The sequence below is a fragment of the Streptomyces pseudovenezuelae genome (assembly GCF_029892565.1).
GTDB lineage: Bacteria > Actinomycetota > Actinomycetes > Streptomycetales > Streptomycetaceae > Streptomyces > Streptomyces pseudovenezuelae_A.
Genome location: NZ_JARXVH010000019.1, coordinates 144,753 through 156,975, shown reverse-complemented (window position 1 = coordinate 156,975; position 12,223 = coordinate 144,753). Strand labels below are relative to the sequence as shown.

The 12,223-nt window shown below is 71.1% G+C and carries 12 protein-coding genes; 8 read left to right on the top strand and 4 right to left on the bottom strand.

What is annotated here, in order from left to right; translation table 11 throughout:
* Positions 1-25 precede the first annotated feature (25 nt).
* Positions 26-1,450 (bottom strand): M1 family metallopeptidase, encoded by a 1,425-nt coding sequence (locus tag M2283_RS41325; protein ID WP_280881703.1) that lies wholly within the window; start codon positions 1,448-1,450, stop codon positions 26-28.
* 156 nt (positions 1,451-1,606) lie between these two features.
* On the opposite strand from M2283_RS41325, the gene M2283_RS41320 reads away from it, so the two are divergent.
* Positions 1,607-1,957, top strand: coding sequence for a DUF488 domain-containing protein (locus M2283_RS41320; protein WP_280881702.1), 351 nt, complete (start codon positions 1,607-1,609; stop codon positions 1,955-1,957).
* 36 nt (positions 1,958-1,993) lie between these two features.
* Here the strand turns inward: M2283_RS41320 and M2283_RS41315 are convergent, their stop codons facing one another.
* Complete coding sequence (locus M2283_RS41315) at positions 1,994-3,667, bottom strand: FAD-binding dehydrogenase (RefSeq protein WP_280881701.1); 1,674 nt, start codon at positions 3,665-3,667, stop codon at positions 1,994-1,996.
* A gap of 60 nt (positions 3,668-3,727) precedes the next feature.
* Complete coding sequence (locus M2283_RS41310; RefSeq protein ID WP_280881700.1) at positions 3,728-4,354, bottom strand: TetR/AcrR family transcriptional regulator; 627 nt, start codon at positions 4,352-4,354, stop codon at positions 3,728-3,730.
* A gap of 136 nt (positions 4,355-4,490) precedes the next feature.
* Here M2283_RS41310 and M2283_RS41305 point away from each other — a divergent pair, with 136 nt between their 5' ends.
* The 3 genes from M2283_RS41305 to M2283_RS41295 all read left to right on the top strand — a co-directional run bounded on the left by M2283_RS41305 (position 4,491) and on the right by M2283_RS41295 (position 7,323).
* Positions 4,491-5,117 (top strand): alpha-ketoglutarate-dependent dioxygenase AlkB, encoded by a 627-nt coding sequence (locus M2283_RS41305; protein ID WP_280881699.1) that lies wholly within the window; start codon positions 4,491-4,493, stop codon positions 5,115-5,117.
* A 182-nt stretch (positions 5,118-5,299) separates the two neighbouring features.
* Positions 5,300-6,046, top strand: a complete 747-nt coding sequence (locus M2283_RS41300; RefSeq protein ID WP_280881698.1) for an MBL fold metallo-hydrolase — start codon at positions 5,300-5,302, stop codon at positions 6,044-6,046.
* Between the two features lie 41 nt (positions 6,047-6,087).
* Positions 6,088-7,323, top strand: a complete 1,236-nt coding sequence (locus M2283_RS41295; RefSeq protein ID WP_280881697.1) for a DUF4032 domain-containing protein — start codon at positions 6,088-6,090, stop codon at positions 7,321-7,323.
* Position 7,324: 1 nt separating this feature from the next.
* On the opposite strand, the gene M2283_RS41290 is transcribed toward M2283_RS41295, so the two are convergent.
* The gene (locus tag M2283_RS41290; protein WP_280881696.1) at positions 7,325-8,197 is read right to left on the bottom strand and encodes a universal stress protein; all 873 of its coding nucleotides are present in this window, start codon (positions 8,195-8,197) and stop codon (positions 7,325-7,327) included.
* A 60-nt stretch (positions 8,198-8,257) separates the two neighbouring features.
* Here M2283_RS41290 and M2283_RS41285 point away from each other — a divergent pair, with 60 nt between their 5' ends.
* The 4 genes from M2283_RS41285 to M2283_RS41270 all read left to right on the top strand — a co-directional run bounded on the left by M2283_RS41285 (position 8,258) and on the right by M2283_RS41270 (position 12,223).
* A complete protein-coding gene (locus M2283_RS41285) occupies positions 8,258-8,611 on the top strand; it encodes a VOC family protein (protein WP_280881695.1) in 354 nt (117 codons plus the stop codon).
* Positions 8,612-8,745: 134 nt separating this feature from the next.
* Positions 8,746-10,422 carry an FAD-dependent oxidoreductase gene (locus tag M2283_RS41280; RefSeq protein ID WP_280881694.1) on the top strand — a complete coding sequence of 559 codons (1,677 nt, stop codon included), beginning with the start codon at positions 8,746-8,748 and terminating at the stop codon, positions 10,420-10,422.
* Positions 10,419-11,876: an ATP-binding protein gene (locus M2283_RS41275; protein WP_280881693.1), complete on the top strand. Its 1,458-nt coding sequence runs from the start codon at positions 10,419-10,421 to the stop codon at positions 11,874-11,876. The genes M2283_RS41280 and M2283_RS41275 overlap by 4 nt, the downstream gene beginning before the upstream one ends.
* The gene (locus M2283_RS41270; RefSeq protein ID WP_280881692.1) at positions 11,873-12,223 is read left to right on the top strand and encodes a UBP-type zinc finger domain-containing protein; all 351 of its coding nucleotides are present in this window, start codon (positions 11,873-11,875) and stop codon (positions 12,221-12,223) included. Before M2283_RS41275 ends, M2283_RS41270 begins: the two co-directional genes overlap by 4 nt.

The following is a 12,223-nucleotide window of genomic DNA, read 5'->3' as shown; positions in this document are numbered from 1 at the left end:
AGACTTATCAGGAACTCGTCAGGTTCTAGGGTTTGTTCGGCTTGCCCGGCTCGTAGAGCCAGGTGTGGAACAGCCCGTCCAGGTCCTTTCCGGACACCCGCTCCGCGAGACGAACGAACTGCGCGGTCGTACCGTTCCCGTCGTGGTGCTGGGCCGCCCAGGCCCGCAGGGTCCGGAAGAACGCCGGGTCGCCGACGGCCGTACGCAGTTCGTGCAGGGCCATCGCGCCACGGGCGTAGACCGGTGTGCCGAAGATGTTGGCGCCGCTGCCCGGGTCGCCGGGCGGGAACTCCCACAGGCCGTCGCTCGCCGGGCGGGCGTAGAGCGCGTCGAAGGACTTCTGCGCGCTCGCGCCGCCGTGCTGCTCGCTGTAGAGCCACTCCGCGTAGGTCGCGAAGCCCTCGTTGAGCCAGATGTCCTTCCAGGAGGTCAGCGACACGGAGTCGCCGAACCACTGGTGGGCGTTCTCGTGGACGAGGGTGCCGAGACCGGGCGCCGAGTCGTACACGGGACGCGTCTGTGTCTCCAGGGCGTACCCGACGTCGGGCGCGTGGTCGACGATGGATCCGGCGGCGCGGTACGGGTACGGCCCGAAGAGCTTGCTCTCCCACTCCAGTACGGACGGCAGCTTCTTGAGCACGGGCGCCGCGGCGGCGGCCTCGCGCGGGTCGACCGCGTTGTAGACCTGGATGCCGTCACGGGTCCGGTACTGCTCGACCTGGAACCTGCCGACCGTGGCCGTGGCCAGATAGGCGGCCATGGGTTCGCGCTGACGCCAGCGGAATGTGGTCTTCCCGTGCGCGGTCCGCTGCCCGAGGAGCACGCCGTTGGCGACCGCGGTGCGCCCCTTGGGGACCGTGATCGTGATGTCGTACGAGGACTTGTCCTTGGGATGGTTGTTCGCCGGGAACCAGGTCATCGCGCCCTGGGGTTCGCCGGCGACGAAGGCGCCGTCGTCGGTGGGGATCCAGCCGTCGGGCGAGCCGTCGGGGTCGGTGACCGGCTTCGGGACGCCGTTGTAGGTGACGGTGACGCGGAACTTCTGGCCCTTGTGCAGTGAGTGGCGCGGGGTGACGACGAGTTCCTGTCCACTGCGCCGGAAGTCGGCCCTGGCGTGGTCGACGGTCAGGCCTGTGATCTTCAGGCCCGAGAAGTCGAGGTCGAAGCGGGTGAGCCGCTCAGTGGCCCGGGCGGTGAGAACCGCGGTGCCGTCCAGGTGCCGGCTGCCGGTGTCGTAACCGAGGGTCAGTCCGTAGTGCTCGACGTGGTAGCCGCCGTTCCCGGCGAGCGGGAAGTACGGGTCGCCGACACCGGACGCCCCGGTGGTGCCGGCCGCGGCGGGTCCGGCAGCGGCGAGCAGAGCCGCGACGGCGACGGGGACGGTCACGACGACGGCCTCGCGGCGGAGGACGGCGGTACGTCTGGTGCCTTGCCGGCGGGATTGCCTCACATGCGCTCCTTCGGGGGGGTGGCGGGTGATCAAACGGCCCCAGGCTAGAGGGGCACCTCGTACGGTTTCCCCCTCCGTCAGGTCAAGTCACGAAGCGTCACCCGGCCTCCCCGAACTACCGTGGACAGCGTCCCGTCCCCGGAGAGAGGCCCGGCCGTGACCGTTCGTGTGCGTCGCGTCTACCAATCGCCCGAGCCGCAGGACGGCGTCCGCGTCCTGGTGGACCGGCTGTGGCCGCGCGGTCTTTCCAAGGAGGCGGCGGCCGTCGACGAGTGGCCCAAGGCACTCACCCCGTCGACCGAACTGCGCCGCTGGTACCACGCCGGTGAGGGGTCCTACGAGGAGTTCGCCCGCCGGTACGAGGCTGAGCTGGCGGTCCCCGAGGTGGCCGAACTCCTCGACGGTGTACGCGAGTCGGCGGCCAAGGGCCCCATCACACTGCTCACCGCGGCGAAGGCACCCGAGCAGAGCCACGCGGCGGTGCTGGCCCGTCTCCTCCAGGACTGACTGCCCTGGTACGAGGAGACGGGCCAGGCGCCTTGGTCAGCCGGTCTGTTGCGCCGCGGCACGACCCGCCGCGCGGCCCGAGAAGAGGCAGCCGCCCAGGAAGGTGCCCTCCAGCGCGTTGTAGCCGTGGACGCCGCCACCGCCGAAGCCGGCGACCTCGCCGGCCGCGTACAGGCCCTCGATGGGTGTCCCGTCGGCACCCAGCGCGCGGGAGTCGAGGTCGGTCTGGATGCCGCCGAGGGTCTTGCGGGTCAGGATGTGGAGCTTGACACCGATCAGCGGGCCTGCCGCGGGGTCGAGGATGCGGTGCGGGGTGGCGACGCGGCCGAGACGGTCGCCGATGTAGCGGCGGGCGTTGCGGATGCCCTGGACCTGGGAGTCCTTGCTGTACGGGTTGGTCATCTGCAGGTCGCGGGCCTCGATCTGGCGGCGCAGCCGCTCCGCGTCGAGCAGCGGCTTGTCCGTGAGGCCGTTCATCTTCCCGACGAGCTGCTCCAGGGTCGGGGCGGTCACGAAGTCGGCGCCCTTGCGCAGGAACGCGTCCACCGGGCCCGGGGCGCCCTTGCCGAGGAGGCGGTCGCGCAGGACCGCGGTCTTGTCCTTGGCGGTGATGTCGGGGTTCTGCTCGGAGCCGGAGAGCGCGAACTCCTTCTCGATGATCTTCTGGGTGAGGACGAACCAGGAGTGGTCGTAGTCCGCGATGTCCTCGGTGGTGCGCAGGTACTTGAGCGTGCTGAGGGTGTCGTAGCCGGGCAGGCAGGGGTCGGGCAGCCGGCGTCCCAGTGCGTCGAACCACATCGACGACGGACCCGGCAGGATGCGGATGCCGTGGCCGGGCCAGATCGGGTCCCAGTTGTGCAGGCCCTCCGTGTAGTGCCACATGCGGTCGCGGTTGACCAGGCGTACGCCCGCCTCGGCGCTGATGTCGAGCATGCGCCCGTCGACGTAGGCGGGCACGCCGGTGGCCATCTCGGCGGGCGGGGTGCCCAGGCGCTCGGGCCAGTAGCGGCGGACGATGTCGTGGTCGGCGCCGATGCCTCCGGAGGTGACGACGACGGCTTGGGCGGTGAGTTCGAAGTCGCCGACGCGGTCGCGGTTGGAGGAGACGCCGCGGGGTGAGGTGTCGTCGGCCAGAATCGTGCCGCGCACGCCGCGTGCGGTGCCGTCCTCGACGACCAGGGCGTCGACCTGGTGGCGGTGGTAGAAGGTCAGCAGGCCGTCACGCCTGGCCTGCTTGGCGTACTCGACGAACGGCTCCACGACGCCCGTGCCGGTCCCCCAGGCGATGTGGAAGCGGGGTACGGAGTTGCCGTGTCCGTCGGCGCGCAGGTCACCGCGCTCGGCCCAGCCGACGGTCGGCAGCAGCTTGATGCCGTGCCCCTCCAGCCAGCTCAGCTTCTCCCCCGCCGCGAACTCGACGTACGCGCGCGCCCAGCGCACCGCCCAGGAGTCCTCGTCGTCCTGCCGGTCGAATCCGGCGCTGCCCTGCCAGTCGTTCCAGGCCAGCTCGAAGGAGTCCTTGATGCCGAGGCGGCGCTGCTGCGGGGAGTCGACGAGGAACAGTCCGCCGAACGACCAGAACGCCTGGCCGCCGAGGTTGGCGGCGTTCTCCTGGTCGACCAGCGCGACCCGCCGTCCCCGGCTGGTGAGTTCGTGCGCGGCGACCAGGCCCGCGAGGCCCGCTCCGACGACGATGACGTCGGCATCCATGGCGACCGTCCCTTCTTCATCTGGTGATGTGCACGGTTTGCATTGATGTGTACGGCGATGTCATACGGCGGTGTCGCCGCTGTCGGTCAGCAGCGCGGTGAGCAGTTGCCCGAGCCAGGCGCGGGCGCGCTCGGCGTCCTTGTCCAGCAGCAGTTGGGTGGTGACGCCGTCGTAGGCGGCGACCACGGCGTGCGCCGCGCCGTCCAGGTCGCCGAGCACGGCGGGCAGTCGGGCGTGGCCCCGGGCCCGGGCGAGCCGGTCGCGGATCGCCCGGCGCAGTCGCGCGCGGTGTTCCAGCAGGGTCCGCGCCACGGCCGGGTCGCGGGCGGCGTGCACCAGGAAGTCGGTCTTGACCAGCAGCCAGTCCCGGTCGAGCAGCAGCACCTCGGTGACGCGGTCGACAGCGGCCGGCACATCGAGATCCGGCCCGTCGAGGGCGAGCGCACCGGACACCTGGTCCGCGATGAGGTCGGCGCGTTCCTGGTAGAGCGCGAAGAACAGCTCGTCCAGGGTGGCGAAGTTCGAGTAAAAGGCGCCCCTGCTGTAGCCCGCGGCCTCGCAGACCTCCTCGATGGAGACCCGCCCGAACCCCTTGGCGGCGAAGACGGCGAACGCGGCGTCGAGGAGATTGGCGCGCGTGCGGATCCGGCGCCTGGTGACGCGCCGGGCCGTGTCCTCCGTTGTCATGTCCGGACCTCCGTTCGATACGGGAATGTATCCGATACACGACTGCATCGAAAGGCCTGGACGACAGCCGACCCGTATCGGGAACGGGCGAGAATCGAATAGGAACAGGTTTTCGATTTAGAGGTACGCTGGATCCATGACCACGCACCTCCAGGGCTCTCTCTTCGACCAGACGGACCGGTTGGCGCTCGGTTCCCTCGACGGGATCCGTCGGACGCGGCTTGGTCAGGGCGCCTGGCTCGACGTGCTGCCCGGCTGGCTCGGCGGCTCGGACACGCTGTTCGAACAGCTGGCCGCCGAGGTCCCCTGGCGCGCGGAGCGCCGCACGATGTACGACCAGGTCGTCGACATACCAAGACTGCTGGCGTTCTACGGACGGGACGACGCCCTCCCCCACCCCGTGCTGGACGAGGCGCGCGAGGCGCTCAGCGCGCATTACGCCACCGAGCTGCGCGAGCCGTTCACCACGGCCGGGCTGTGCCACTACCGCGACGGGCGGGACAGTGTGGCCTGGCACGGGGACCGGATCGGGCGGGGTGCGCGCGAGGACACCATGGTCGCGATCCTCTCCGTGGGCGCGCCCCGCGACCTGCTGCTGCGTCCGGTGCGCGGCGGCGAGTCGGTGCGCCGGCCGCTGGGGCACGGGGACCTGATCGTGATGGGCGGCTCCTGTCAGCGCACGTGGGAGCACTGCGTACCGAAGAGCACACGAGCCGCGGGACCGCGCATCAGCGTGCAGTTCCGCCCGCACGGCGTGCGCTGAGGCGGAGAGGCGGCCGCTTCGGACGCACGGCCGGGGCTGCCTCCGGCGGACGGTGCCGGAGGCAGCTCGTATCCCGCACGCCCCGCGCGCGAGTTGGCGCGGACCCGACGGTTCCGGAAGCATCCCGGTCTGCTTTGCTGGTGGTGACGGGCAGGGACGGGACCTCAGGACGCGGGGCGATCATGCGGGCAGACGTGCACCAGGTAGCCGACGGCGTTCATCTCGTGCACGGTTCCAACACGAACTGGGTGATCCTCACCGAGGGGGACCAGGTCACCCTCGTCGACACCGGCTACCCCGGGGACCGGGAGCAGGTTCTCGCCTCCCTCACTGCGGTCGGCGCCGCGCCGGAGGCGGTCGCGGCGGTGCTGATCACCCACGCGCACAACGACCACATCGGGTCCGCCGAGTACCTGCGCGCCGCCTACGGCACCCCGGTCTATCTGCACGAGGCCGAAGTCCCGCACGCCCGCCGGGAGTTCCTGCACCAGGTGGGCGTCGGGCAGGTGTTGAGGAACAGCTGGCGGCCCGGGGTCCTGCCCTGGGCGCTGCACGCCATGCGGTCCGGCGGCACGGCCCACGTGCCCGTCGCCGAGCCGGAGCCGTTCCCCACCGCGGGACCCCTGGACCTGCCGGGCCGGCCCGTGCCGGTGCACACGCCCGGCCACACCGACGGACACGCGGCCTTCCACCTCCCGGACGCCGGAGTGGTGCTCTCCGGCGACGCCCTGGTCACCGGCCACCCCACCTCGCGCGTACAGGGCCCGCAGCTGCTGCCCGACATGTTCCACCACGAGCGCGCCCGGGCCGTCGCCTCGCTGGACGTCCTGGCCGGCCTGGACGGCGACCTGCTGCTGCCCGGGCACGGCCCCGAGCACCGCGGACCGGTGGGCGAAACGGCACTTCAGGCCCGGGAGCGCGCGCTCTAAGGTGAGGTGACGATCACCCGCGAGGCAAGGACACACGCGCCATGGCACTGCAGATCAGCGCGACCAACCCGGAGCACCCCGCGCTCCTGCTGGCCCTGCCGTGGCAGCTGCCCCTGGAGCAGTGGCCCGACGAGTACCTGGTCCCGCTCCCCCGCGGCATCTCCCGCCACGTCGTGCGCTACGCGCGCGCAGGCGACGAGGTCGTCGCCGTCAAGGAGCTCGCCGAACGGCCCGCCCTGCGCGAGTACGAGCTGCTGCGCGACCTGGACCGGCTCGCCATCCCCGCCGTCGACCCGCTGGCCGTGGTCACCGGCCGCACCGACGGCGAGGGCGACCCGCTGGAGTCGGTGCTGATCACCCGCCACCTGCGCGGCTCCCAGCCGTACCGCTCGATGTTCGAGACGACCATGCGCCCGGCCACCATGCACCGCCTCATGGACGCCCTCGCCGTGCTGCTGGTGCGCCTGCACCTCGCCGGGTTCGCGTGGGGCGACTGCTCGCTTTCCAACACCCTCTTCCGGCGCGACGCGGGCGCGTACGCCGCGTACCTGGTGGACGCCGAGACCGGCGACCTGCACAGCCAACTGAGCTCCGGGCAGCGGGAGTACGACCTCGACCTCGCGCGCGTGAACATCAGCGGCGAGCTGCTCGACCTGGAGGCCTCCGGGGCGCTGCACCCCTCCGTCGACCCGATCGAGTTCGGCATGGAGATCTGCGCCCGCTACCAGGGGCTGTGGGAGGAGCTGACCCGCACCTCCGTCTACCCGGCGGGCAAGTACCACTTCATCGAACGCCGGATACGCCGGCTCAACGAGCTCGGTTTCGACGTCGCCGAGATGCAGATCCAGCACTCCTCGAACGGCGACACCGTCACCTTCGTACCGAAGGTCGTCGACGCGGGCCACCACCAGCGGCAGCTGCTGCGACTGACCGGCCTGGACACCGAGGAGAACCAGGCCCGCCGGCTGCTGAGCGACCTGGAGAGCTGGATGGCCACCCAGGACGACTACGCCCCGGGCGACCCCCTCGCCGCCCGCCCCGAGGTCCTCGCCCACCGGTGGGTCCGGGACGTGTTCCGGCCCACCGTGCGGGAGGTGCCGCCGGAGCTGCGCGGCTCCATGGACGCGGCCGAGATCTACCACGAGCTGCTCGAACACCGCTGGTACCTGTCCGAGCGGGCGCAGCACGACATAGGGCTGGACACGGCGGTCGAGGACTTCATCAAGAACGTGCTGCCCAAGGCCCGCGAGACCCTGGTGCCGGTCACCCCGGAGTGACTCAGGCGTGCGGGACCACGGCCACCGGGCAGTCCGCGTGGTGCAGGACGCCGTGCGCCACCGAGCCGATGCGCGCGCCGACGGCCGTACGGCGGGCCCGCCGGCCCACCACCATCAGCTGGGCCCTCGCCACCACCGACAGCAGCACCTGCCCCGCGCTGCCCATCTCGATGTGCTCGACCACGGGCACGTCCGGGAACCGCTCCCGCCACGGCTGCAGCGCCGCCGCCAGCGCCTTCTTCTCGTACGGCTCCAGACCGCCGGCCTCGTCGAGGAGCTTCATCGAGCCGGGGCTGTAGGCGAACACCGGCGGCAACGTCCAGGCCCGTACGGCGCGTACCGCGGCCCCGCGCGCGGCTGCGGTCTCGAACGCGAACCGCAGGGTCTCGGCGCTGTCCTCCGGTTCGCCCTGGTGGCCGACGACGATCTCGCGACCCGCGGCCTCGCCGGCCGCCTCGTCCCCGGCCCGCACCAGAACGACCGGCCGGGTGGCCTCCGCGATCACCTGCTGGCCCACCGAGCCGAGCAGGAACCCGACGACCGGCCCGTGCCCGCGCGAGCCCAGCACCAGCAGTTCGGCCTCCGCCGCCGCGGCGACCAGCGTCTCGACGGGGTCCCCCTCCAGGACCTCGGTGCTCACCTCCAGACCGGCATGCCGCGAGGTGACGGTCCGCGCCGCCTCGGCCAGCCCGTCCCGCACCCACCCGGCCTGCGTGTCCTGGTCCGCCGCGTCGATCGCCTCGTACGGCTGGAACCGCCAGGCCTGCACCACCCGCAACAGCAGCCCCCGCCGGACCGCCTCCCGGGCCGCCCAGGCCAGCGCCGCGAGGCTCTCCTCGGTTCCGTCGACGCCTGCGGTGATCGGGCGCGTCATGGGGATGCCTCCTGTGTCGTGGTCACGTCGGTCGGGGCCAGTCTTCACTACGCTGGCGACATGGCTCTGGAATGGGAACAAGTGATCGTGGACTCGGTGGACCCCGTGGCCCTCGGCCGCTGGTGGGCCGAGGCGCTGGGCTGGGTCGTGGTGGGCGAGGAGCCGGGCGAGTACGAGATCCGGCCCGAGAAGGACCGGCTGCCCGGACTGCTCTTCGGCACGGTGCCGGAGGAGAAGACGATCAAGAACCGGCTCCACCTGGACTTCCGCCCCGACGACCAGGAGGCCGAGGTCGCCCGTCTCCTGGCGCTCGGCGCGCGGCACGCGGACGTCGGTCAGGGCGAGGAGACGTGGGTGGTGCTGGCGGATCCGGAGGGCAACGAGTTCTGCGTGCTCTCCTCACGCAAGGGCTGAGGTACGGCCCGCCTGTCGATATACCGGAGCGAAGCGGGACGATCGAACTTACGATGGGCAGGAGCCGGCGCGGTGACTGTTCCTACGACGGGGCTCGCCGTGCCGCAGATCCGACCACTCGGGGTGGGAGACGTATGGCACAGGCGTCCGACGCAGCGCGGACCGTCATCATGACCGTGGACGACGACCCGGGGGTCTCCCGGGCCGTCGCCAGGGATCTGCGGCGGCGCTACGGCGAGTCGTACCGGATCGTGCGCGCGGAGTCCGGCGAGTCCGCGCTGGACGCCCTGCGCGAGCTGAAGCTGCGCGGGGATCTCGTGGCCGTGATCCTGGCCGACTACCGCATGCCGCAGATGAACGGCATCGAGTTCCTGGAGCAGGCCCTGGACGTGTACCCGGGCGCGCGCCGGGTGCTGCTGACCGCGTACGCGGACACGAACGCGGCGATCGACGCGATCAACGTCGTCGATCTGGACCACTACCTGCTCAAGCCGTGGGACCCGCCGGAGGAGAAGCTCTATCCGGTCCTGGACGACCTGCTGGAGTCGTGGCGGTGCAGCGACTTCCGGCCGGTGCCCAGCACCAAGGTGGTCGGCCACCGCTGGTCGGCGCGTTCCTCGGACGTACGGGAGTTCCTGGCCCGCAACCAGGTGCCCTACCGCTGGTACTCCGCCGATGAGCCCGAGGGGCAGCGGCTGCTCAGGGCGGCCGGCCAGGACGGACAGCGGCTGCCGCTGGTGATCACCCCGGACGGGACGCCGCTGATCGAGCCGGAGGCGCCCGAGCTGGCCGCGCAGGTGGGTCTGGCGACGACTCCGGCGGCGGACTTCTACGACCTCGTCGTGATCGGCGGCGGGCCCGCCGGGCTCGGCGCGGCCGTGTACGGGGCCTCGGAGGGGCTGCGGACCGTGCTGGTGGAGCGGTCGGCGACCGGCGGGCAGGCCGGGCAGAGTTCCCGGATCGAGAACTATCTGGGCTTCCCGGACGGTGTGTCGGGGGCGCAGCTCACCGACCGGGCCCGTCGGCAGGCGGCGAAGTTCGGCGCGGAGATCCTCACCGCGCGCGAGGTCTCGGGTCTGGAGGCCAACGGCGCCGCGCGGACGGTGCGGTTCTCGGACGGCTCGGCGGTCGCCGCGCACAGCGTGATCCTGGCGACCGGTGTGTCCTACCGCCAGTTGACCGCTCCCGGCACGGTCGACCTGACCGGGTGCGGTGTGTTCTACGGCTCGGCGCTGACCGAGGCGGCCTCCTGCCAGGGCCACGACGTGTACATCGTCGGCGGCGCCAACTCCGCCGGGCAGGCGGCGATGTACCTGGCCAAGGGCGCCAAGTCGGTCACCCTGCTGGTGCGCGGGCAGGACCTGTCCGCGTCGATGTCGTACTACCTGATCCAGCAGATCAACGAGGCACCGAACATCTCCGTACGCGCGCGTACCGTCGTCGAGTCCGCGCACGGCTCCGACCACCTGGAGCAGCTCACGCTGCGGGACGTCGACACGGGACACACCGAACTCGTCGACGCGCAGTGGATGTTCGTGTTCATCGGCGCGGCCCCGCTGACCGACTGGCTGGACGGCACGGTGCTGCGCGACGAGCACGGGTTCATCCTGACCGGGCCCGACCTCACCGCCGACGGCAAGCCGCCGGGGGACTGGGAGCTGGACCGGCCGCCCTACCACCTGGAGACCAACATTCCCGGCGTGTTCGTGGCGGGCGACGCGCGCGCGGAGTCGGCCAAGCGCGTCGCGTCCGCCGTCGGAGAGGGAGCCATGGCAGTCATGCTCGTCCACCGGTATCTGGAGCAGTCGTGAGCGGCAAAATGGTGCCCTGCAGCCCGCAGGAGATCGGGACGCTGTTCCTGTTCGAGAAACTCACCCCGGAGCAGCTCGGACGGCTGTGCAGCGAGGGGCGGGTGGAGCTGTTCGAGCCGGGGCCCGTCTTCACCGAGGGTGAACCCGCCACGTGCTTCTACGTGATGGTCGAGGGCACGGTCGTGTTGTACCGCCGGGTCGGCGGCGACGACGTGGAGATCAGCCGTACCTCACAGCGCGGGGTGTACGCGGGCGCGATGCAGGCCTACATCGGGGACCGGATGCAGCAGGTCTACAACAACTCGATGCGCGTCACGGAGCCGACCCGGTTCTTCGTGCTGCCCGCGGACACGTTCGCGAGCATCATGCAGGAGTGGTTCCCGATGGCGGTGCATCTGCTGGAGGGGCTCTTCTTCGGTTCGAAGAGCTTCCAGCAGGCCATCAGCCAACGTGAACGGCTGCTGGCGCTGGGCTCGTTGTCCGCCGGGCTCACACACGAACTCAACAATCCTGCTGCGGCGGCCGTCCGCGCCACCGCGACCCTGCGGGAGCGGGTCGCCAAGATGCGGCACAAGCTCGGCGTCATCTCCTCGGGCCCCTATCCGCGCGAGGACCTGGCCGGACTCATCGAGATCCAGGAACGCACGGCCGAGCTGGTCGCCAAGGCGCCGACGCTCAGCCCGCTGGAGGCCTCGGACCGCGAGGACGAGCTCAGCGACTGGCTCGACGACCACGGCATCCCCGACGGCTGGCGGTTCGCGCCGACGTTCGTGCAGGCCGGTCTGGACGTCGCCTGGCTGGACCAGGTCGCCACGGAGGTGGAGGAGCAGATCCTGCCGGCCGCGATCGGCTGGCTCAACTACACGGTCGAGACCGAGCTGTTGATGGATGAGATCGAGGACTCCACGACCCGCGTCTCCAACCTGGTGAACGCGGCCAAGCAGTACTCGCAGCTCGACCGCGCCCCCTACCAGAACGCGGACGTGCACGAACTCCTCGACAGCACCCTGCTGATGCTCTCCGGCAAGATCGGCGCGCAGATCGACGTCGTCAAGGACTACGACCGTACGCTGCCGAAGATCCCCGCCTATCCAGCGGAGCTCAACCAGGTGTGGACCAACCTGATCGACAACGCGGTCCAGGCCATGAACAGTGCCGGTGGGGAGGGCACGTTGACGGTCCGCACGGCGCTGGAGAACGACCAGTTGCTGGTCGAGTTCGGCGACACGGGGCCCGGTGTGCCGAAGGAGATCCGCGGTCGTATCTTCGATCCGTTCTTCACCACCAAGCCGGTGGGCGAGGGCACGGGGCTCGGCCTGGACATCTCCTGGCGGATCGTCGTGAACAAGCACCACGGCACCCTGCAGGTCGAGTCCGAACCCGGCGACACCCGCTTCCAGGTCCTGCTGCCGCTCACCGCGGCGGACGACGAGACGCCCGAGGAGCCCGCATGAGCAGCGACAACCGAATCGACCCCAGCGTCGCGCCGAGCGGCGACGGCTGTGTCGAGTGCGACCAGGCCGGCGGCTGGTGGTTCCACCTGCGGCGCTGCGCGCAGTGCGGCCACATCGGCTGTTGCGACGACTCCCCCGCCAAGCACGCCACCGCCCACTACCGGGAGACCGGCCATCCGGTGATCCGCAGCTTCGAGCCCGGCGAGGCCTGGTTCTGGGACTTCGAGTCCTCGCAGCTGTACGAGTCGGGTCCCGAACTGGCTCCTCCGGTCAGTCATCCCCTCGACCAGCCGACGCCGGGCCCGGCGGGCCGGGTGCCGGAGAACTGGGCGCAGACGCTGCGTTGA

What these genes read in the sequence shown, in the direction of transcription:
- M2283_RS41315 (WP_280881701.1), bottom strand. Translation starts at nt 3,667, where the DNA reads ATGGATGCCGACGTCATCGTCGTCGGAGCGGGCCTCGCGGGCCTGGTC.
- M2283_RS41310 (WP_280881700.1), bottom strand. Translation starts at nt 4,354, where the DNA reads ATGACAACGGAGGACACGGCCCGGCGCGTCACCAGGCGCCGGATCCGC.
- M2283_RS41305 (WP_280881699.1), top strand. Translation starts at nt 4,491, where the DNA reads ATGACCACGCACCTCCAGGGCTCTCTCTTCGACCAGACGGACCGGTTG.
- M2283_RS41300 (WP_280881698.1), top strand. Translation starts at nt 5,300, where the DNA reads ATGCGGGCAGACGTGCACCAGGTAGCCGACGGCGTTCATCTCGTGCAC.
- M2283_RS41295 (WP_280881697.1), top strand. Translation starts at nt 6,088, where the DNA reads ATGGCACTGCAGATCAGCGCGACCAACCCGGAGCACCCCGCGCTCCTG.
- M2283_RS41290 (WP_280881696.1), bottom strand. Translation starts at nt 8,197, where the DNA reads ATGACGCGCCCGATCACCGCAGGCGTCGACGGAACCGAGGAGAGCCTC.
- M2283_RS41285 (WP_280881695.1), top strand. Translation starts at nt 8,258, where the DNA reads ATGGCTCTGGAATGGGAACAAGTGATCGTGGACTCGGTGGACCCCGTG.
- M2283_RS41280 (WP_280881694.1), top strand. Translation starts at nt 8,746, where the DNA reads ATGGCACAGGCGTCCGACGCAGCGCGGACCGTCATCATGACCGTGGAC.
- M2283_RS41270 (WP_280881692.1), top strand. Translation starts at nt 11,873, where the DNA reads ATGAGCAGCGACAACCGAATCGACCCCAGCGTCGCGCCGAGCGGCGAC.